At 41.7% G+C, this 19,817-nt stretch carries 19 protein-coding genes; 6 read left to right on the top strand and 13 right to left on the bottom strand.

Annotation, left to right across the window (positions count from 1 at the left end; genetic code table 11):
• Positions 1-2: 2 nt before the first annotated feature.
• Positions 3-839, bottom strand: a complete 837-nt coding sequence (locus NPUN_RS21815; RefSeq protein WP_012410660.1) for an SPFH domain-containing protein — start codon at positions 837-839, stop codon at positions 3-5.
• 409 nt (positions 840-1,248) lie between these two features.
• On the opposite strand from NPUN_RS21815, the gene NPUN_RS21810 reads away from it, so the two are divergent.
• Positions 1,249-1,593: a hypothetical protein gene (locus NPUN_RS21810; protein WP_012410659.1), complete on the top strand. Its 345-nt coding sequence runs from the start codon at positions 1,249-1,251 to the stop codon at positions 1,591-1,593.
• A 405-nt stretch (positions 1,594-1,998) separates the two neighbouring features.
• Positions 1,999-2,178 (top strand): 30S ribosomal protein S21, encoded by a 180-nt coding sequence (gene rpsU, locus NPUN_RS21805; RefSeq protein ID WP_012410658.1) that lies wholly within the window; start codon positions 1,999-2,001, stop codon positions 2,176-2,178.
• A 231-nt stretch (positions 2,179-2,409) separates the two neighbouring features.
• On the opposite strand, the gene pth is transcribed toward rpsU, so the two are convergent.
• The 3 genes from pth to psbH all read right to left on the bottom strand — a co-directional run bounded on the left by pth (position 2,410) and on the right by psbH (position 3,714).
• Positions 2,410-3,051 carry an aminoacyl-tRNA hydrolase gene (gene pth, locus NPUN_RS21800; RefSeq protein ID WP_012410657.1) on the bottom strand — a complete coding sequence of 214 codons (642 nt, stop codon included), beginning with the start codon at positions 3,049-3,051 and terminating at the stop codon, positions 2,410-2,412.
• Between the two features lie 33 nt (positions 3,052-3,084).
• A complete protein-coding gene (locus tag NPUN_RS21795) occupies positions 3,085-3,360 on the bottom strand; it encodes a TatA/E family twin arginine-targeting protein translocase (protein ID WP_012410656.1) in 276 nt (91 codons plus the stop codon).
• A gap of 150 nt (positions 3,361-3,510) precedes the next feature.
• Entirely contained in the window at positions 3,511-3,714 is a 204-nt protein-coding gene (gene psbH / locus NPUN_RS21790; RefSeq protein WP_012410655.1) for a photosystem II reaction center phosphoprotein PsbH, read from the bottom strand.
• Between the two features lie 85 nt (positions 3,715-3,799).
• Between psbH and psbN the strand changes: the two genes are divergently transcribed.
• Positions 3,800-3,931: a photosystem II reaction center protein PsbN gene (gene psbN, locus NPUN_RS39330; protein ID WP_012410654.1), complete on the top strand. Its 132-nt coding sequence runs from the start codon at positions 3,800-3,802 to the stop codon at positions 3,929-3,931.
• A gap of 131 nt (positions 3,932-4,062) precedes the next feature.
• Here the strand turns inward: psbN and NPUN_RS21785 are convergent, their stop codons facing one another.
• Positions 4,063-7,287 (bottom strand): alpha-mannosidase, encoded by a 3,225-nt coding sequence (locus NPUN_RS21785; protein WP_012410653.1) that lies wholly within the window; start codon positions 7,285-7,287, stop codon positions 4,063-4,065.
• An 87-nt stretch (positions 7,288-7,374) separates the two neighbouring features.
• On the opposite strand from NPUN_RS21785, the gene NPUN_RS21780 reads away from it, so the two are divergent.
• Both NPUN_RS21780 and NPUN_RS21775 read left to right on the top strand, forming a co-directional pair.
• On the top strand, positions 7,375-9,024 hold the full coding sequence (locus NPUN_RS21780; RefSeq protein ID WP_012410652.1) for a hypothetical protein: 1,650 nt from the start codon (positions 7,375-7,377) through the stop codon (positions 9,022-9,024).
• Positions 9,025-9,234: 210 nt separating this feature from the next.
• A complete protein-coding gene (locus NPUN_RS21775; protein WP_012410651.1) occupies positions 9,235-9,531 on the top strand; it encodes a hypothetical protein in 297 nt (98 codons plus the stop codon).
• A 4-nt stretch (positions 9,532-9,535) separates the two neighbouring features.
• Here NPUN_RS21775 and NPUN_RS21770 read toward each other — a convergent pair whose 3' ends face one another.
• On the bottom strand, positions 9,536-10,411 hold the full coding sequence (locus NPUN_RS21770; protein WP_052304640.1) for a lysophospholipid acyltransferase family protein: 876 nt from the start codon (positions 10,409-10,411) through the stop codon (positions 9,536-9,538).
• Positions 10,412-10,763: 352 nt separating this feature from the next.
• Between NPUN_RS21770 and NPUN_RS21765 the strand changes: the two genes are divergently transcribed.
• Positions 10,764-11,672, top strand: a complete 909-nt coding sequence (locus NPUN_RS21765) for an alpha/beta hydrolase (RefSeq protein ID WP_012410649.1) — start codon at positions 10,764-10,766, stop codon at positions 11,670-11,672.
• Positions 11,673-11,727: 55 nt separating this feature from the next.
• Here NPUN_RS21765 and NPUN_RS21760 read toward each other — a convergent pair whose 3' ends face one another.
• The 7 genes from NPUN_RS21760 to mnmE all read right to left on the bottom strand — a co-directional run bounded on the left by NPUN_RS21760 (position 11,728) and on the right by mnmE (position 19,687).
• Positions 11,728-14,358 (bottom strand): carboxypeptidase-like regulatory domain-containing protein, encoded by a 2,631-nt coding sequence (locus NPUN_RS21760; RefSeq protein ID WP_012410648.1) that lies wholly within the window; start codon positions 14,356-14,358, stop codon positions 11,728-11,730.
• 205 nt (positions 14,359-14,563) lie between these two features.
• Entirely contained in the window at positions 14,564-15,391 is an 828-nt protein-coding gene (locus NPUN_RS21755; RefSeq protein WP_041565553.1) for a fimbrial biogenesis chaperone, read from the bottom strand.
• A gap of 181 nt (positions 15,392-15,572) precedes the next feature.
• On the bottom strand, positions 15,573-16,046 hold the full coding sequence (locus tag NPUN_RS21750) for a hypothetical protein (protein ID WP_012410646.1): 474 nt from the start codon (positions 16,044-16,046) through the stop codon (positions 15,573-15,575).
• A gap of 41 nt (positions 16,047-16,087) precedes the next feature.
• Positions 16,088-16,567, bottom strand: a complete 480-nt coding sequence (locus tag NPUN_RS21745; RefSeq protein WP_012410645.1) for a hypothetical protein — start codon at positions 16,565-16,567, stop codon at positions 16,088-16,090.
• 463 nt (positions 16,568-17,030) lie between these two features.
• Positions 17,031-17,360: a hypothetical protein gene (locus NPUN_RS21740; protein ID WP_012410644.1), complete on the bottom strand. Its 330-nt coding sequence runs from the start codon at positions 17,358-17,360 to the stop codon at positions 17,031-17,033.
• A 50-nt stretch (positions 17,361-17,410) separates the two neighbouring features.
• Positions 17,411-18,181: an SDR family NAD(P)-dependent oxidoreductase gene (locus NPUN_RS21735; RefSeq protein ID WP_012410643.1), complete on the bottom strand. Its 771-nt coding sequence runs from the start codon at positions 18,179-18,181 to the stop codon at positions 17,411-17,413.
• Positions 18,182-18,292: 111 nt separating this feature from the next.
• Positions 18,293-19,687, bottom strand: coding sequence for a tRNA uridine-5-carboxymethylaminomethyl(34) synthesis GTPase MnmE (gene mnmE / locus NPUN_RS21730; protein ID WP_012410642.1), 1,395 nt, complete (start codon positions 19,685-19,687; stop codon positions 18,293-18,295).
• Positions 19,688-19,817 lie beyond the last annotated feature (130 nt).

Raw genomic sequence — 19,817 nt, 5'->3', positions numbered from 1 at the left:
TATTACCGTTCTTCGTTTTTTTTGCCGTTACCTTCTTGTGTTACTGACTCGGCTATCAACTCCTGAAACATTTCACTTGAGTTAGCTGGGTCGACAAAGACAATTTTGGCATTACTGCTCTCACCAAGTTTTTGGCTAGCATCTACATAATCTTGAGCCACGAGATACCGCAAAATGTCTCTACTATCTGGATTGGAACGGAGAGCTTGGGAGATGATTTGCACTGAAGCCATAGTTCCTTCTGCTTTCTTAATAGCAGCTTCCTTTTCCCCTTCGGCTTCGGTAATTAGCGCCCGTTTTTTGATGACGGCGGCTTGCTCCTCTTCTCTAGACTTTCGCACACTTTCAGGTAGGGTAATTCTCTGAATATCTAACCGGAGAATCTCAACTCCCCAATCTGCCGTTACATTATTCAACTGATCTAATATAGCTGAGTCCATCTCTGCTCTAGAGACGTTGGTCTGCTCTAGGGTATTTTGGGCAATGATTTCTCGGAGCGTAGTTGTAGTTATCTGTGTTAATGCCCCTTGCAGATCCTCAATCGCGTAAAAGCTTCTCTCAATATCTCGAATGCGCCAGTATACAATAGCATCCACTTCTACGTAAATATTATCTTGGGTGATCACATTCTGAGGTTTGATGTCTGTAAACTGCTCTCGCGTAGTATCTTCCATCACAATCTGATCTACCAAGGGAACAATAAAGTTCAGCCCAGGTTTAAGTTTCCGATGATACCGCCCCAAACGTTCGACTAGGGCTTCATTTCCTTGATTAATCAGTTTTGCAGAACCTAATGCATAACCTATAAGGGCTAAAACTATAGCAATAATTGGCTCCATGTATGCTCCTATTCGGCTTTTGGGAGAATTTAGTGTCAAAGATATGCTACTAGCTTGTCATATCTTTAGAGTTTAATGTTTTGAGTCTGTAATTTTATGAACACCAGCAGCGATGTCGAGTCGCTGCGCGTCTTGTACATAATTTTGTAAGTAAAACTATTTTGCGGAATGCGTAGAAGCTTTACTTCTTGTCGTCAGACATCGCTATTAAAGCACCTCGATCGCACCCTGGCAAGGACTACTTCATGTAATCAACATTACTTGTACTGACATCTTTAGCCAGTCTGGACTGATATACAGTATATTCACTTAAATTTAATCAATTTTACGTAAAATTTAGTAGCGGTTTAAAAATTCCCCTACAAATCGGGTTAAAATTGGCTTCAGATATTAAAAATATAAAAATATTATGGGCAGATTGTTAATAAAACTTATAGGTTTAATCCTATTTTTCACAGGGTTGTACTTTTTTGGTCAAAATATTATATTTGTTAGCGGTTACTACATACCTTTTTCTAGCAGATTACCAGCGACAGTTTCCGTATTAGCGATTATGGCAGGTGTGTTTACATTGGTGTTTTTTCGCAGAGAAGCTAGTCAGCTTGGATGGATTTTGTTAGGTATTGGGATAGTACTAGTTTTCTTGAGTGGTGGAGTAATTTTCAGATCGACTAGCTTATGGAATCTATTTGTTGCTTTTGGCGCATTAGCAGCCGGATATAAATTATTGAATGAGGGCAGAATCAACTTTTAAAGTTTTGAAATATAATCAAATTTTCTCATAGTTGCGATAGCAATCTTATTTGATTAATGAGAATTGAAAGTCACAGTTCCCCAACTTTTCACAGAAGTTGGGTATTTTCTGCCTCACGAATAACTTAGGATTACGATGGTAGCCAAAACTACACTTATCGCCAATTTCTATTACAGTCAGGAAAATTTGACATTATAATTTCTCTATCTACTTTACTATTGCTGAGAGTGCATTAGAGCGCTTAAATTAACTTTTAGTTAAGTGCCAATTTGAGGTTCGACAGGCACACATAATCCGTGTCATCTGGATAGATAGCCTCTTAATAATGACTTTAGAACGGGGGGTTTTACTAAGGTTGAGGCTACTATTACAATGGAAAATGTTGATTATGAGGAATAAGCAAGAATGACACAAGTGATTCTTGGAGAGAATGAAGCAATAGACTCAGCTTTGCGTCGGTTTAAACGTCAGGTTTCCAAAGCTGGGATATTAGCTGATGTAAAATATCATCGGCACTTTGAAACACCCATTGAAAAACGCAAACGTAAGGCAGTGGCAGCTAGACGCAAAAGAACTTTTAAATAAACCTATTTGGTGTAATACTGGCGTTGCTTGAGGTTATGACCTAAAACAGGCAATAGCGCTTAGGCATAGCCCTTCTTAGACATCGCCATTATTCTTACAAAAATTAAGCAAACTATGCCGCACTTCAATTAGGGTATAGAGCGCGTTAAAGGCTTTATTTCGGTTGGATAGAGCAAGCTAAAATCGCTGCCCATCAACCAAAATAAACGCCTTTAGTAAACAAACTGGCCCCTAAGACTCAGAATTATTAATGGTGCGGCTATTACAAACATTCATCGCCTTTTCTACTCCCTGCTTGAGGCTTAGTTCAATACACTCAACCACGAACTGAAGTACAAGAGACATTTGCTGATTTTCGGCAGAGGAGAATCGCCCCAGCACATGGGAGACAGTATTAGAATCATCGTTATCAGCTGCACCTTTGGGTTTACCAATACCGATTCGTAAACGGGGAAAGTTTTGGGTACTCAGATGTGCGATCGCACTTTTCATCCCGTTATGTCCCCCGGCCGAACCAGATAGGCGCAGCCGAGTTTTTCCCAAAGGCAAATCCATATCGTCGTAAATTATCAGCACTGACTCAGGCGGCAATTTATACCAACTTGTCACCGCTTGAATTGACTGTCCTGAGCGATTCATATAAGTTAACGGCTTTAGCAAGCGAATCTTACCTCCACCTGGTGCCATACCTTCGCCATACTCACCTTGAAACTTGCGGTTTTCTGCTAAGGAAATGCGCCAAGAACGGGAGAGGGCTTCTACAGCAGCAAAGCCGATATTATGGCGTGTTTGGTCGTACTTGCTTTCTGGATTCCCCAACCCGACAATTAGCTGGGGAATCACCAAAGCTGGTTGCGTAGCAGCTTCTGTCATTTTGCCTACAGTCAATTGATATCCAGCAGTCTCCTAGCTAGGTTGAGAAGAACTAGCGGTAGTATCCTGCTCCGATTTAGCAGGGTAGATTTGCTTAGGTTCTAATTCAGCAGTAGTCTTGACAGTTTCTTCTAACTGTTCTGCTTCTTTTTGAAACTCGCTTTGAAACTCCTTAGAAGCTTCTTGGAAACTACGGATTGTTTTACCCACACTCCGACCAATTTCTGGTAGCTTCTTTGGACCAAAGATTAACAGTGCCACTACCATAATTACAGCCATTTCCGGCAGACCGATACCAAATATATTCATTTTTGTCTCCTGTCAACTATAGAACCACTACAGAAACTCATATATTATGTAGTCTACTCAATAGTTAGTATGCACTGACCATTCACAAAAAAACCCGGAAGAACCGGGTGTAATTTAACTTGTTATACAAACTTGATAGCGGTGTATCTGTTAGCGTCCTAAACTCCGCCAATCGACTAGTACATCCTGAACTAAGAGTGATCTATTGTAAAGTTGCAGAATAATCAGCAAAAACACAAAAAATAGCGCCATAAAAACAGCCATCACAGGGGTAGTACCCCAACCTGGAGCCACTTTTCCATACTCAGAGTTAAGTGGTTTCAGGATATCTCCCAACCTAGTCCTTTGTGCCATAGTTCACCTAATATTACTTGCCAAAGCTTTTTTTAATCTTCTGTAATATTCTATAAGAATAGCACTCATCATCTATCCCTCAATTATGGAACCCGCAATAGTTCTTAGCATTTCTATGGCCGCCGTGGTGGTTGCAATCACCGGAATTTCAATTTATACCTCTTTTGGCCCTCCTAGCAAGGAATTGAACGATCCGTTTGACGATCACGAAGATTAAAAGAGTCATTTGTCACTTGTACTGAGCGACTTGTGCCGAGCGAAGTCGAGGTAAGCCGAAGTATTGGTCATTTGTCAGTGGTTGGTGGTCTGTGGAAAACCACAAGTGGCCACTGACACAGCAATAGTGGCTCACTCCAGCCTAGAATTTATCGCTGGTATTACCTTAAAACTGGCGATTTTCCAAGGCTGTATTGTTAAAATTTGTTGCCTAGATGAGAATTCAGTAGTAGAGGAACGCTCTAACAAATCTACTGTATCTCCTAGATTTAACCCTAAATTACTTTGCAAAGATAACTCGGCTGTTTCTCCGTGACATTCATAACACCGTAGAATTAACTGCTGTGGGTTATCTTCAGATGGCTTCAAGGCCATCAAGATTAAATTTTCAGCTGATAAATCTAGGAAACTCACCCCCAACCCATCTTTACCAGTAGAAAGGGGAGGGTTTTCATTAGGAGGATTCAATATCACTTGTAACGGTATATTCAATTCATAGCCACGCCGTACCGTATGGGCTGATTCCCAGCTACCAGCATGAGGATACAAGGTATATGTAAACTCATGAAAACCTTTATCAGCCTCTGAGTCTGGCCAATTAGGGCTGCGTAGCAGTGTTAGGCGGAGTTGATTTGGTTTGCTATCGTAACCATATTTACAATCATTTAGCAAACTAACTCCGTGAATACCCTCCTGTGTTTCTCCTGTTAAATCCGCCCAACGCAAAGCGGGGACTTCCCATTTTGCCTCTTCTGCGGGGGTTTGCGGTTTAGTTGTCCGGCGAATCGCGCCACAGGGAATTTCATAAGTAGCAAAGTCTGCTTCGATATTCAGAGGAAAAGCAGCTTTCACCAATACATGATTTTCTTGCCAATTGACGGTAGTAGTTATCTTCAGTAAAGGTGAACCAGCTTGCAAAATATAGTCTTGGCAAAATTCCGATTCACCCAATTGACGCACCACGCGCACACGACTTTGTACTGGCCCTTCTTCTAGCCACTGAATAGATTGAAGATTTGTTGAGGGTAAGGGATGTTGGGCATAATTGGGGTCTATATTCCAAGCATCCCAATATTGACCGCTATCTTTAAAAGCTTGTAGTTGATTTCCCGCACCACTCAAAAGTTCTCGTTGATAAGTTTTATCAAAAACACTTGATAAATCTCCAGTATCAGGATCGATAACAACTCGCAAGAATTCATTTTCTAAAATCCAGTCTGAGAGGAGTGAAGGAGATGGGGGGAATGAAGGGGATGAGGGGGAAAGCCAAAATATGCGGTAGCCTACGGGTGGAATTTCGGTGGCGAGAAATAGTAGGGTTGATGGTTCAGATAATTGGGAGACAAGCTGCTTTCCAGAAGTATCGTAAATCTGCCATTCTTGTGATGTGGGTAAGGCAACAGAGACTACCTCAGAACGCTGCCAATTGAGAGAATTGAAAACGAAAATAGGTAAACTATTGGGTTTTGGTGGTTCTGATAAGGTAATGTGAGATGCGATCGCTAAAAGTGATTCTTGTAATATCTTCATCCCTACTTTTTCCACTTGCTGCCACTGGGGTAACGCATCTGTGTAAACTTGAGTAATTGAAGAACCAGGTAAAATATCGTGAAACTGTTGAAATAAAACCTGCTTCCAAGCTGCTTCAATTTCTGCTTTAGGATATGTCGCACCACAACTTATGGTTGCCAAGGTAGCAAATAGTTCAGCTTCATACAATAAATTTTCACAGCGACGATTCCAGCGTTTTTGGTCTGCGTGGGTAGTGTAACAACCGCGATGGAATTCGAGGTATAGTTCGTCATCCCAGGTGGGGAAGGCAGGGGGAGCTGGGGAGGCTGGGGGGGAATTATAATTACTGACAGACGCGATCCATCGCGTCTCTACAATTTGCTGTAAATACTTTTCAGCCGTCGTGAATTCTAAATCTGGGAAGAAAGGCGACTTTTGCCAACGTTGGGCGGTTTCTAACATATCACGAGTGGGGCCGCCGCCGTGGTCGCCGACACCAGGAAGCCAGAAGGATTCTGATAAACCAGTTTGGGATTGCCATTCCAGAGCGTAGGATGCCATTTTAACTGGGTCAATGTTTTCACCGATAGGTGCAGACATCAAACTAAAGACTTCGCTACCGTCAGGCGATCGCCACCAAAAAGCCCCATAATCAAATTTAGTAGTATCATTCCACCGCAACTTTTGGGTGACAAAATACTCAATTCCGGCATTAGCGAAAAACTGCGGTAAAGTTGCACAGAAACCAAAAGTATCTGGAACCCATACCATAGTTGAAAACTGTCCAAACTTTTCCTGGATGTATCGTTGACCATACAATAGCTGACGGACTATTGATTCACCAGCAATTAGATTGAGTTCCGGTTCCACCCACATTCCGCCGACAACTTCCCAACGTCCAGCAGCTACCTGTGCTTGAATCGCCTGAAATAAATCCGGGCGATGTTCTTCAATCCAAGCGTAAAGTGCGGGAGTCGAATGACAGAAAATTAGCTCAGGGAAATCTTCTTGCAACTTCAGAACCGACTCAAAAGTGTTTTGCGCCGCATTCCAAGTTTCACTCACAGGCCATAGCCATGCTAAATCTAAGTGAGCATGACCCAATAAGAAAATTTTAGATTTTTGATCCCCCCAACCCTCGGCTAAGATATCGGATTGAATTAAATTTTGACGTAGAGACAAAAACGACTTTGCTAACTCTCCCTTCTCTGTGCCCTCTGCGCCTCTGCGGTTCGTAACCTCCTCCACCACCTCTACCAAAGCATCCAACTTCTCCGGCGCAAACCTTTCCAAATAAAGCTGCACCACAGCTAATTCATCAGCCACAAAACCCGGATCGGGATTATTATCAACAGTAGACTCATAAACTAGGAGCGATCGCACTAAAGCACCATCACAATGTCCCGGACTCACTAACCGCAAAGCCACAATAAACTCTTCCCCTGGTGTTACCCCCTGACTGAGAAGCACTCTCGGCGAACAATCAAATAAATCACCCTCCAGTACTAACTCCCCATTCACATAAATCTCAGCAGAATCTGCCCACCAAACCAGCGCCAGCCGCAAAGATAACCCAGCTAAAGGATAACCCTGTAAATCTTGGGGCACTACCAACCTTTGCACTAGCCATAGTACATTTTTCCCACCTGTCCAAGCGATATGTTCTTTAGCATTCAACTGAACAGGTTGCCAATGAGACAAATCAGCAGCGACAACATCAGTAATAATCAGGTTAGATTCCTGGTATAGCCAGCTAGACTGAAGATTAACTTGGCAAAAAGAGCGCAGTTGCTCAATTGCTTGTGAGATGATTTTGGTATGAGATTGAGAGACAGTCGGGGTCATATATTCGCTAAGATGAGGTGTTGGTTATTTTTATTGTTTGGCGCGAGTCTCACAACTTAACAAGACTTGAACTAAAAAATTACTACTATGTCTTCTGGTTCCTCTGGTCGTTATCAAAGCAGACTATTTAACTTTGTCCACCAGCAATCTCGGCGGGTGACACAACAGTGGGAACACACCTTCCGGCATTTGCAAGTTGCCACTAAGTGGGGTGTGGAGGCACTACTTTACCCAGTGTATCTACTGTTTCAGTCATCTGAATCATCCGGGAAAACGCTACAGACCAAAGAGCCACAAACTAGACTAAAGTTACAACCAAATGATACCGATTTCCAGCCCGAAATTCCAAATGCTGATAGTCCTATTCAACAAGTACTAGAAGCAGTCAATTACGTGTTGTCAGATGAAGCCGTCTCCACTCCTACAAAAACATCTGAAACTTTCAATCCCTTGGCTTTATTGGGAATTTTTCGGCTGAAGTTTGTTGATAAAAACTCGACAAATAACGTAAGTTATATAGAATCTTCAAGTATTACAGAGAATAAAGCGGAGATTATCAACTCTTTACAGTTAGATAACGCTCTAAAACAGCATTTTCCAGCAGTGCGGGGAATTGCCACAAATTTGATGAATCGGAGTTTAGTGCTTGTTACTACCGAAAATGAAATTCTAGATATTTTGACACCCCAGCAGCAGGCAAAGTTAGAAAATCGAATTATTAACGAAGTTGCTAATTACTGGCAGTCCTGGCGGTTGATTATAGTCAAAAAAGAAACAGAGCTATTACCACAGATTGACCGTTTATTAGCAAAACTCACTGATGGAAATACAACCAAAATTCCAGCTTTAGCTGAGGGTATATCAAAAGATTTACTTAATACTAAAAGATTACTAGCGTTTCTAGATATAGCTGTTGCTAAGTTGGAGTCAAATGCTTTAGTACCTGTGCAAGAACGTAGCCAGGAAATTGTTCAAGTTGCCCAAACTCAGTTAAACATATTTCTTTATGGCAAAGAGCAATTAGCTGCTAGGGGAGAAATTGCAACCACTGCTGATGGTTTGGAAACTCATACACTGAACATTCAGGCTTTGATTGAGGCGGCGCTTAATTACTTTTTTGGTGTTGGTAATAGAAAAACACTTGATTCAACAACTAGTGATGAGCAATTTTCAGGTAAACTATTGTCATCACGCTTTAGAAAAGCCTTATCTAAAAGCCCTCTGTTGGAGAACCAGGATTTAGGTATTGATCCTTGGCTAACATGGAATGATTTATTTGGTGACACCGAAACCGTTACTGACAAGTCAGTTACACTTTCTCAAATGAAAAATCCTGCTTTAGCTGCAAGTTTATCAGTAGGGCATTTTCCACAAAATAATTTAACTGTAAAACAGCCTAAGATCGGATCTGGCTTGGTGCAAAGGAAACAAGCAATTAGTAATCTTGCCTCAAGTCAAAAAATATCTGGAAAAGTTGCCGCTGCAAAACAAACCCAAGCCCATACTTCCCTAACTAAACGCGAGATTCGTAAAGGGGAAATTTTGCAACAGCAGTTTCATCAAAGCAGTCAAGTTGAGGCACAGCCAGACTGGATAGAAACCAAAGCAACTTCAACAGGCTATGAGAAGCATCCCTTAGAGCAACTTCTGGAATGGGTTGATTATGCTATGCTCTGGCTTGAAGAGAGATTTGTAAAGATTTTTCAGTTGTTACGGCAGATGTGGCAGGGGAAATAACACTAATTCGTAATTCGTAATGAGGCTCAAGGTCTCGCTAACATAGTAAACTTGTCAAATTTCGTTTTGGTTTACAGATTTACATCTGTAGCCTGATTTTTGAGGATTGGTATAAGCTGGTAGATATTTTTAATAAACTATTATAATATTTACAATTTTTAAATTAAAGGATAATTTTGATTATCTATGATGTTATTGGTGGTTGTCTAAGTGAAAATTATTGTTTACTGTAAATACTTCAATTTCAAAAATCCACTAGATAAACCAAAAGTTGAGACATTTTTAGTGAATGTGCCTCAAATTCCTAAGATAGGTGAAACAATTATAGTCGAAAGAATTTCACTCCAAAAGCAGTTTGTAATTATCTTTGAGTATATTGTGACAGCAGTGCAATTTAACGCTTCCAAAGAATCGATTGACTCAGCAGATGCTCAGGTAAACGCGTTTTTGAACCACTGTTGGGAGGGAACATCAAATTTCAAAGTTACTAACTTTTTAGAGCAATAAACTCTCACCACAACATGTGATTGAGGAAAGAACGTAACAGTTTGGCTCCGGTTGGTTCTTGATAGTTAGTTGGCAACATAGCCAGCATCGCATTCTGTAACTTCTCCAAAGCTACTTCTACTTCCTGGCGCTTTGGTCTGGTTGTTTGGGCAAAGTGTAACGGTTCACCGACCCGAATTGTTAACTCCTTTCCCAAATAGAGGTCATGAGTCCCAATCAGTGCAACTGGAATAATCGGTACACCAGCCCGCAAGGCATAAATCACAGTCCCGCGTTTTAAAGGGAGATGCAACTTACCCTCAGCAGTTCCCAGTCGTCCTTCGGGAAAGAGAATCATCCCATCTCCACGAGCCAAAATTGCCAGGATAATCCGGTCTATCTGTCGGAGTGTGTGTATATCTTCCCCTGTCGGTACTGTCTGTTTAATTGCTGTAGCTAGCTCAACAAAATCTTGCCTTCCTGCTTTAGCCGCTTCCATGACAGCAACTTCTTCTTTCCACACCCGTTCCAAAGGAATCACGCCCCCCGCAAAATCCAGGATGAAGCGCTTCCACCACTTGTTATAAAGAGTACGAGCATCGCCCAGGATGTAATAGTGGGGTTGGGTAGGGAGTTCGGCTAACAGGAGTAAGGGATCGATATGGTGGAGATGGTTTACAGCTAGAATTGCAGGTTTCTGAGGTATTCTTTCGAGGTGTTCGACCCGTACCTTGAAAAAGGCATGGATGAGCGATCGCATCACAAAACGACGCAGCCCAGAGTTGGCTCTAGGTTCTGAATGCCCCTGATTAACACCTTCCAAGCGATTGAGGGTTTTTTCGATAATCTGGCGAACAGCGCGATCGCCAGCCGCAGCTACACCCTCTTTTACCCGCTTTATACTTGCAGCAGTTAAAGTTCCTAATTGTGTACTATCTTGGCTCTGATGGCTAGATTTCGAATCGGTATGAACTTCGGAAATTATCCCATCAGCTTGGTCTTCCTGAACAGATACCTTAGAAGAATTTTTGATAAAAATCTCCTTGAATTCATGAATTCAATCATAATTCTTGAGGTTATATTATTAACCAACCCGCGGTTAGAAGCTGTGGAATGATCTTATCGATATTTTAAATAAATACATCAGGGTAACTCAATTAGCTGTAATTATTCCCATAGCCAGAAGCTATTTTTATACAAACAGTGTTGACATGTTAGTAACTTGCTGAGACAATACCTAAAAAATTAACCAGATGATTGACCATAGCGATCGCATCGCGTCTCGTAAAGAAGGCACATTCCAAGGTGTTGGAGGACTTGACCTGTATTATCAAAGCTGGCATCCAGAGGGTAAAGTACGGGGAATATTAGCCATTGTGCATGGACTCGGAGCCCACAGCGATCGCTACAGTAATGTAATTCAGCATTTGATTCCCAAACAATATGCTGTCTATGCCTTAGACTTACGTGGTCATGGACGCTCACCAGGTCAGCGAGGCTATATCAACGCTTGGAGTGAGTTTCGAGAAGATTTGGGAGCTTTTTTACAGTTAATTCAGACTCAGAATCCTGGCTGCCCAATTTTTCTTTTGGGTCATAGCTTAGGCGGGGTGATTGTCTTAGATTACATTCTGCGCTATCCCCAACAAGCATCAGTTTTGCAAGGTGCGATCGCTCTCGCGCCAACCTTGGGGAAAGTTGGGATTTCACCGATTCGGGTGCTTTTAGGAAAAATGCTCTCACGGGTGTGGCCGCGTTTCACATTGAATACAGGCATTGACATCAGTGCTGGTTCACGAGACCCGCAGGTTTTAGCTGCGATCGCTCAGGATACACTGCGACATACCCTTGGTACTGCCCGTCTAGCTACAGAATTCTTTGCAACAGTTGATTGGATTAATGCTAAAGCAGGTGATTGGCAATTACCATTATTGATTCTCCACGGTGGTGCAGACCGAGTGGCTTTACCTGCGGGAAGCGACATCTTTTATCAACGGATAAATTATACAGATAAGCTGAGAATTGAGTACCCAGAAGCCTATCATGAAATTCAGCGTGACCTCAATTATCGAGAGGTAATGGCAGATTTAGAGAATTGGTTGGAGCGACACCTATCATCTGAGGTGGTGCAGTTAGGACGGGGAAGCGCTGAGTTAGAGTAATCTCGTGTAGTTTTTAAATTTTGAATTAATAATTTTTAATTGGAGCAAAACGACTTCACGGCTGTTGCAAATTAAGCTCTTGGAATGGTTCAGAAGACTCTTCTAATTTCAAGCTACCAGCAGATTTACCGTTGATTTGCAGAGTGTATTTACCCTGTGACAAGCCTTCTAAATAATAGACTCCAGCCCCGTTGGTGACAGAAAAACGCCGAGTTGTTTGATCTGGTTGTATGGCTTCTACCCGTGCGCCTGCGATCGCTTGACCTTGAGTATCCGTGACTACCCCCGATCGTGCGTAAGAACGAATTAAGGGAATCATCACAGGGGTATAACTCCCAGCAACTACATCAACGGCTGTAGACTCAACCATAGGCTGCCAATCAGGGGGTAAACCTGCTGGATCGAGGTCGAGGCGATAAATACCAGGAGGCATTCTTACTAAAGTGCGATTGCCCTGGATTTGTGGCAAAAATGACTTAAGAGGTTTATTGTTCAAAGTCAATAACAAATCAGCATTATCTGTATAAACTTCTTCGCCTCTATCCTGTTTACCATTATTGTTCCGGTCAAAAAATGGCTTAATCAACAGTCCGCCTTGTGTACGGAAGTAATTTGAACGGCGATCGCCTGGACTAATACCTCCTTGTAAATTCAGGCTAGAAGCTAAATCTATGCTGAAAGTTGCTTCATCGGAACTCGGCGACACACCTTGATAACGTGCCCGTAATAGCAAACCGGGTAAAACTGTTGTTGACAATGTGGCTAGTATTCCATTACCCTGAGAACCAACGCCATAACCTAACTGTGCTTCCCACTGATAGCTACCATCAATCGCCTGTTGTTGTGAACGATAGCGCCAACTCACACTTAGCAAGCTGTCGCTACGATTTTGATTCTGTGTTTCATAATTTAACAGTAGTGAGTTGCCACTACTAGAAAAGCGGTTTTTAGATAAGTTGTAATTCAGTTCCGACAAAGTGCTGATTTCGTTACCGCGTTGCGTTAATTCTAGTTTTCCAAGACGTTGCAGCAAATTCCAGCGCAGACGGTTTTTAGTATCTAGGCTGATACGGGCAAAAGTAAAGGCATCTTTGCCACTCAAGTTAAATTGCATTCCGCTAGATGTCGCATCACCCGTGTCACTACTGGCGAATAAAGTGAATTGAGGCAAAACTCGCCAATCTAGATTAAAACGGCTAGATAAGCGATCGCTGGTAAATATAGCACTCAAGTTAGACGCTGGATCGTAGCGAATATCTGTATTCACATCCCACTTATTACCCGTCAGTGCTGAAACTGCTACCTGCAAAGGTAAGTTTCTAGCACGCCAAAATAATTCTGCTAAGGCTTTAGGCGATTCGTCATACACTCCACCTAAGCCTACTGTCAGATTTTCCGATAAACCCCAACGTCCAGCAATTCCTCCCCGAAACTCAGAAAAGTTGCCCAACAGACTTTGATTTCCCAAAGAATCCCGTCGTAACCCGCCAGAAACGATTAATCCTGAAGCACCTGCTGGTAATTGTCCTGGGACTGTAGAAAAATTAGCCTGTTGAATTTCTGGTTGGGCGGTAAGTCGCCCTTGGGGATACAGCAAAACGCGATAATTATTTGCCAAAAATTGATTTTGACTTTTAATATTTTCAAAGCGGTAAATGCCAGAAGAATCAACTAAAATTTCGGCAATTATGCGATCGCTAAAACCTTGTACTAAGCGCACTAATGTACCTGGTTCAGCTTTACCAGCAATTGTGCGTCCAATAGCATCTGCTTGTAAACGTTGGCGAGGATCGGAAGAACCACCGCCAAAGGGTTGAGGTGGTACAAAGCCCTGTCGTTGAATGGATGTAAACCCCCAATAGTCTCCTGTTCCTTGAGTTTGCCAAAAAGTTGGCTGGGAACCCACAAAATAATCAGATGAATTAGTTTGTCGCAAAAATTGCGCTTCAGCAATATTCCAAGTTTGCGGATTTTGTAAATTTGGTTGATCGGTGCGGATGAACCACGAACCACCCAAAGCACTACCAACAGCAATAAAATCGCCTCTATAACTTGTCGATCTGGTAGCACCACCGCTAGCATTTACCTTCTGTTCAACTGCCGCAACACTAAACTTTTTAGGTGTAATGTGTGGTAATCCTTCTAGTTGAATTGGAGTTTCTGTTTCTGCTAGTTTGCCACTGGATTGATCTACTCCTGGAACATCTAAAATAATGGCGTATTCATTGATGTCAAATTTTGCCCCTACGCCAAAGAGAGTTTGTAAATCTTGAATTGTAAAGACTAATCCTAATTCTGGATCGGTGCGAAGTTTTGTTGGGTTGATGCGAGTCACAAAACTAAGCGATCGCACTTCTAATTGACCGTCTGGTAAAGTGATGACATTTAATTTCAAACCTTGAACGACGGCATCATAAGGTAACAGCCAATTTGGAAAATCAATTGCTTGGGAACCATCTTCTTGACCACGTACCAAAACGCTAGAATTGACATTGCGGTTGCCGACATTCAATCCTATGGGAAAAACTTTAAAGTCTGAATCCTTTCCTAATTCGGTACTTGTAGGTGTTTGTAGATTGGAAATTGCAGGCGTATCTGCCTTAGCTGGGGTGATAATAATTTGATAGATAAGAGCGATCGCAGCTAGCAGACATTTGCCTCTACTAGTTAATAGCCAAAGTTGCACAAATTTTTAACTTCTCTGTAAAATTTCCTATAGAAATAGAGACATTGCATTGCAACATCTCTACCAACATATAATTCCCAAGTACCAAACAAAATTATCGATATTAATGCTGTATTTTACAGTAATACCAATTCTCCAAAATCAGACTAAAGATGCCAGATTTAATCTGAATTTATTAATTAAGAATTACGAATTATTACACAAGCTACTTTTTCTGTGATGCAGCTGTTTGTCTAGGAATAGTAATATTTACATTGAAGGGCAACTTACTTTTATTATTGTCTTCACCCCAGAATAACTCACCACTTAGCTGATATTGACCAGGATTCAAGGCTGGTTGGTCTTTATTGGGGTAATTTAATAAAAAATTGCGATCGCTATTTGCGACTACAGCATTAGTATCTATCTGCCCAGTTTTGACAATAGTTTGCCCTTGGCGTAACGTCCAATTTAAACTGGGGAGAACAGTTGCTTGGCCACTATTACGAACTAAAAGTTGAATCTGTTTCTGCTCTGGGTTAAAACTGGCACTATCAATTGCTAGTTGGGGAGAAAGATTGCCTTTTCTAACATAGAATGTCACGCCAATTCGTGCGACTAAAGTAATGTTATTACCAGCAGCATCTTTCGATTCAGTAAGAGTTTCATTAAATACGACCGCTCGATATTCGCCATCTGGTAAATTAGGAGCCAAGCGACTGATGAGGCGTACCCGGCGAACTTCTCCTGGTTTGACAGTCAATTCACGCGGTGAGAATTGCAGATATTTCGTCAAGTCACTGGGACTAGAGGATAAGGTTTGAAACCCTGCATCGCGGCTATAGGTAAAAGGTTCAGCATAGATGCGAATGCGAGAGGGGGTTTTACTAGTATTGGAAATCGTAATCATTCCTTGGGCTTGTCCGCGTTCCGCTTTGGCTTCAATCACTAGCGGAGAAACACTCATTTGTGCTTTAGCAGCAGCAGGAAACAAAACTAGGGCGAATAAGCCAGCACTAACAGCAGCTAGAGAGCGCCAATTACTTTTGAGCATATTCATAACTATGGCAGGATTGTAAAGTTAATTTCTGATTTATAGTTCCCAAAAAGAGATTTATTTTATTTATCGGTCATGAGAAAAATATCTTGCCGCTTGAAGATTTACTCTCTAGCGACAAGATATTCAATAACTATTTTTCTCAACCAAATTGAAGGAAAACTGGGAAAGTTTTAGACTATGGCACGATAGTCAATGTTGTTACATAGCTGTAGTTTCCAGGAACAAGGGGACTGCCCTTATCTACTATCATGTCTATATCCAAAGGCAAACCGCTACCAGAGGGTAGTGATACAGGACTACCACCCTGAGAACTCGTACTGCCAAAAGGTGAGTTGATTATCCCAACAGAGTTAATGGGTGTAAAACTAGGGCCTCCGGTCTGCTGTGGCTTAGATATACTCACTCTGGCACCTTGGTTACAGCTAACAAAAACCTTACCAAATTGTCCTCCAGAATATCCTCCTGCTAGTGAAGTTGGGTTAGTCTGTTGGTTGAGTCCCAATTTACCAGGGGTGATTTGATCGAAGTTGCAGACACCACCGACATTTGCTGTAAAAGGTACATCAGCCGTTTGTGCCATTGTTTTGGGTGCAAGAGCAGCAGAACCAACAATTATCAAAGCAATAGTTAATAAAGAACGACGAATCATTTTTAAATCCTTCTCAAATAAATAAGGGTTGCAGAAAACAGCTATGGTGCGATCGTTAAAGTAACAACGTAGGTATAAATTCCCGGCGTAAATGCTACAGGTCGCTCTACCAGCAAACCCACCTCTAAATTGGTACTACCTGCTGGTAAAGTTGCACTCCCACCACCGACATCACTGCGAAGGTTAGCCGAACCAAATTTTAAAAATCCGATGTGCGTTGTCCCAGAAGGATCGGCACTAGGGCCAGATACAAATCTGGGGGGTGAAACAGAGATAGTGGCAGGTGTGCTAGTTTGCACGCCCATAGTCGCAGGAGTTTGTGATTCAAACTTTGTCGGAATTCCACCAGAACTGCTAGAAATAGTTGGTTCAGCAGTGCCAGGCGCAGGAGCATTAAAGGTAGCTTCAGCTGGAACTGTTCCACTGAAGGGAACATCTGCACTTTGAGCGATCGCAGCTTGATTTAGAGCGAATGCACTTGCCAGCACCAGGCTAGAGATTAACGCTAGACGGTAAAACATAAAGAAGTTACCTGATGACTCAGCTTTATCCTGTATCAGTGCATATTTTCATAATATCTATCAAAAAATACAATATCGACAGCAAAAATACGCAACTTAAACACTGAGTTCAAATTGCGTTAAGATACTTGCTTGTATAAAATTTTTATAAAATCTAGAACTAGCACTTTCAAGGTGGATAAGAATTTTGCTTAAGAAATTCCTCTCTAACCTCTTGACTGTAAAGAAAAATGAACTAGCTAAAATCCTTATACCTATTGCCTATTACCTTATCCCAACGACAATTATTTACGCCCACTAACTTCGTTCGTAAGTTTTGTAGGTTGGGTGCAGCGATCGCGTAATCCAATATAAATAAGGTGGTAATGTTGGGTTGCGTTTCACTCCACTCAACCTACATAAATATATCTTTTAAAAAACTACGCCAATACTGATAGCTTTTTGCTCTATGTAATATGCAAAGTCAGTTATGTACATTATCTGAAAAATATGTTGCTGAGGATACAGAGTTTTTGCCAACCAAGATAGGTTCTCCCTTTACTCCTCCACGGGTAAGAGTACAAATTTTATAAAGGTTTTCGCACTCAAAGATTGCCATAACTAGCTCTTTCCCAGTTTGATAAGAGGATGGTAAGGGTTTACCTACCTCGCATTCCATATCAATTTCGCGATCGCGCCACTGTAACTTCCAAATACGCTTTTCGTTTATTGGTGCTTTGACAGACCGAGCAAAAGCATTATACACCTGCTCTGCTTTGATATCATCCTTAGCTGCTGGCACAAAAAACTTCATAGGCTTTGGTTACAAGTAATGTGAGTTTCACTAGCATCAGCGTAACGCAGTTACCAAGGCAATCTGCTTCCATCCCACGAGAAAAACTGCCCACTATCGCCTTCTTGAAGCTGTTCAATCACAGCCAATAGTTGGGTAACGGTGTGTTCCACTGAGAATAATTTTTCCGCAGGTACATTTTTCTGGAAAGGACGGGAAAGGCGCGTATCAGTTGTACCAGGATGCAATGTGACTATTAATGCTTTAGGACAACTTCTTTTATACTCAATTGCCGCAGTTCGCATCAACATATTGAGTGCTGCCTTAGAAGCGCGATAGCCATACCATCCACCAAGTTTATTATCGCCAATACTGCCCAATTTAGCAGAAATGCTAGCGAACACACTGCGTTCTCCATGACGCAACAGAGGCAATAGATGTTTAGCTAGCAAGACAGCACCAATACTATTTATCTGAAAGTAGCGCAGCAAGTTTTCTGAATTTATCTGTCTTAAGCTTTTTTCAGGTTGCAAAGTATCTTCATGCAACAGTCCTACACAGTTGACTACCAAATGCAGTTTGTCAACTTGGGTATGTATTTTTTGAATAGTTTCAACAATCTGCAACTCGTCAGTAATATCCATCTCTAAACAAATTAATCGCTCAGAATGTTCATCTGCAAAAGCTATTAAATCGGTGGCTAATTCTAGCTGACGAGAAGTTGCAAAAACTTTAGCTATTTTCTCATCCTGTAGCAATCTTTTTACAAAACCAAAACCAATACCTTGCCTGGCTCCTACAATCAATGCGTTTACAGAATTTATTTCATCGTTTAAAGACATAAAGTTTTAGGATTTAATAATATTTAAAATTGATAATAATTAGAATAGATATGGTGCTTTTATCTGCTTCAACCGGACTACCAATATTAGCAAAAATAGAACATTTGGGGTTTATTTACCAATGCAAAACTTGCTAAAAATCCTATCCAAAACCGATTCTGTAACTTCTTCACCAGTAATTGCTCCTAGTGCCTGGATTGCACCGCGTAAGTCAATTGTCCAAAAATCAAGAGGAAGATGCTGGACAATTGTTGTTTGTACTTGTTCCAAAGATATTTTAGCTTGAGTTAAAGCTGCTGCTTGCCTTTGGTTAATGGCTAAATCCATATCAGCAGCTTGGATTTTTTCTGCTTTTACTATCTCTAAAATTGCTACTTCTAAAGCATCAATACCTTGATTTTGTGCTGCTGCTGTGGCAATTTTAGAATTTGGATTGGGTATTTGAGATTGAAGAGTTTTTCTTTGGCGTTCTTCTACTAAGTCAATTTTGTTAATGACTAGAATTAATGGACGGTGTTGTACTTGTTCGTAAATTTCTCGATCGCCTTCTGTCCAACCTGCTGAAGCATCGATGGTAAGCAAGACTAAATCAGCTGCATTTGCAGCACGACGCGATCGCTCCACACCAATTTTTTCCACTTGGTCTGTGGTTTCCCTAATCCCGGCTGTATCTAGCACTTGTACGGGAATTCCCCCGACAACTAGCTGAGATTCCACCACATCGCGGGTTGTACCAGGTAAGTCTGTGACGATCGCGCGATCGCTCCGGCTCCAAGCGTTCAATAAGCTCGACTTACCCACGTTTGGCCGCCCAACAATTGCCACTTTTAAACCTGTGCGTAGCAACTCACCTTTGTCTTTGGTTGCCAATAACCTCGTTATTTCGGCGGCAATTTTCTCGATTTCTGATATTATTGCTTTATCATCCAACGGTGGCAAGTCTTCCTCAAAATCGATTCGTGCTTCGATTTCTGCCAAAATATCTAGACAGTTAGCGCGTAACTGCCGGATTGAATGAGCTAATTTTCCCTGTAAACCAGCTAAGGCAGTTTGGGCAGCTTGAGGCGATTTAGCTCCCACTAAATCAGCAATACCTTCGGCTTGAGTTAAATCCAATCGCCCATTCAAAAAGGCGCGGAGAGTAAATTCTCCGGGTTGAGCTAGTCTAGCGCCATTTTCTAAACACAGTTGTAATACCTGCTGCACTGCCATAATTCCCCCGTGGCAATGGAATTCCACTACATCTTCACGGGTATAAGAACGGGGTGCTTTCATAATCAGCAATAGGGCTTCATCTACCAGTTGTTGGGTTTGGGGATGACGAATATAACCGTAGAGAATCTGGTGACTTTCCCAAACTTGCCGCCCTGGTGCGTGAAAAAGAGTTTGGGCTAGAGCCATTGCTTCAGAACCAGACACCCGCACAATACCAACACTACCCTGTTGGGGGACAACAGCAGTTGCGATCGCAGCGATAGTTCCAGTAGTAGCAAAAACTTCTGACATGAGTGCCCTTCATAAGAGTGAGAAATTAGGAGTCAAAATCATAACTCATAACTGATAACTTTCTAAATGGTAGCTGTTTAGGCTAATAGGATAGCAACTGGCAAGGTAAAATTTACCTAGAGGTTAATGC

This window comes from Nostoc punctiforme PCC 73102, assembly GCF_000020025.1.
In the GTDB taxonomy this organism is placed as follows: domain Bacteria; phylum Cyanobacteriota; class Cyanobacteriia; order Cyanobacteriales; family Nostocaceae; genus Nostoc; species Nostoc punctiforme.
This window is presented reverse-complemented; position numbering and strand designations above follow the sequence as displayed.

Coding starts and splice junctions, on each gene's coding strand:
- NPUN_RS21815 (WP_012410660.1), bottom strand. CDS start 839: ATGGAGCCAATTATTGCTATAGTTTTAGCCCTTATAGGTTATGCATTA.
- NPUN_RS21810 (WP_012410659.1), top strand. CDS start 1,249: ATGGGCAGATTGTTAATAAAACTTATAGGTTTAATCCTATTTTTCACA.
- rpsU (WP_012410658.1), top strand. CDS start 1,999: ATGACACAAGTGATTCTTGGAGAGAATGAAGCAATAGACTCAGCTTTG.
- pth (WP_012410657.1), bottom strand. CDS start 3,051: ATGACAGAAGCTGCTACGCAACCAGCTTTGGTGATTCCCCAGCTAATT.
- NPUN_RS21795 (WP_012410656.1), bottom strand. CDS start 3,360: ATGAATATATTTGGTATCGGTCTGCCGGAAATGGCTGTAATTATGGTA.
- psbH (WP_012410655.1), bottom strand. CDS start 3,714: ATGGCACAAAGGACTAGGTTGGGAGATATCCTGAAACCACTTAACTCT.
- psbN (WP_012410654.1), top strand. CDS start 3,800: ATGGAACCCGCAATAGTTCTTAGCATTTCTATGGCCGCCGTGGTGGTT.
- NPUN_RS21785 (WP_012410653.1), bottom strand. CDS start 7,287: ATGACCCCGACTGTCTCTCAATCTCATACCAAAATCATCTCACAAGCA.
- NPUN_RS21780 (WP_012410652.1), top strand. CDS start 7,375: ATGTCTTCTGGTTCCTCTGGTCGTTATCAAAGCAGACTATTTAACTTT.
- NPUN_RS21765 (WP_012410649.1), top strand. CDS start 10,764: ATGATTGACCATAGCGATCGCATCGCGTCTCGTAAAGAAGGCACATTC.
- NPUN_RS21755 (WP_041565553.1), bottom strand. CDS start 15,391: ATGCTCAAAAGTAATTGGCGCTCTCTAGCTGCTGTTAGTGCTGGCTTA.
- NPUN_RS21750 (WP_012410646.1), bottom strand. CDS start 16,046: ATGATTCGTCGTTCTTTATTAACTATTGCTTTGATAATTGTTGGTTCT.
- NPUN_RS21745 (WP_012410645.1), bottom strand. CDS start 16,567: ATGTTTTACCGTCTAGCGTTAATCTCTAGCCTGGTGCTGGCAAGTGCA.
- NPUN_RS21740 (WP_012410644.1), bottom strand. CDS start 17,360: ATGAAGTTTTTTGTGCCAGCAGCTAAGGATGATATCAAAGCAGAGCAG.
- NPUN_RS21735 (WP_012410643.1), bottom strand. CDS start 18,181: ATGTCTTTAAACGATGAAATAAATTCTGTAAACGCATTGATTGTAGGA.
- mnmE (WP_012410642.1), bottom strand. CDS start 19,687: ATGTCAGAAGTTTTTGCTACTACTGGAACTATCGCTGCGATCGCAACT.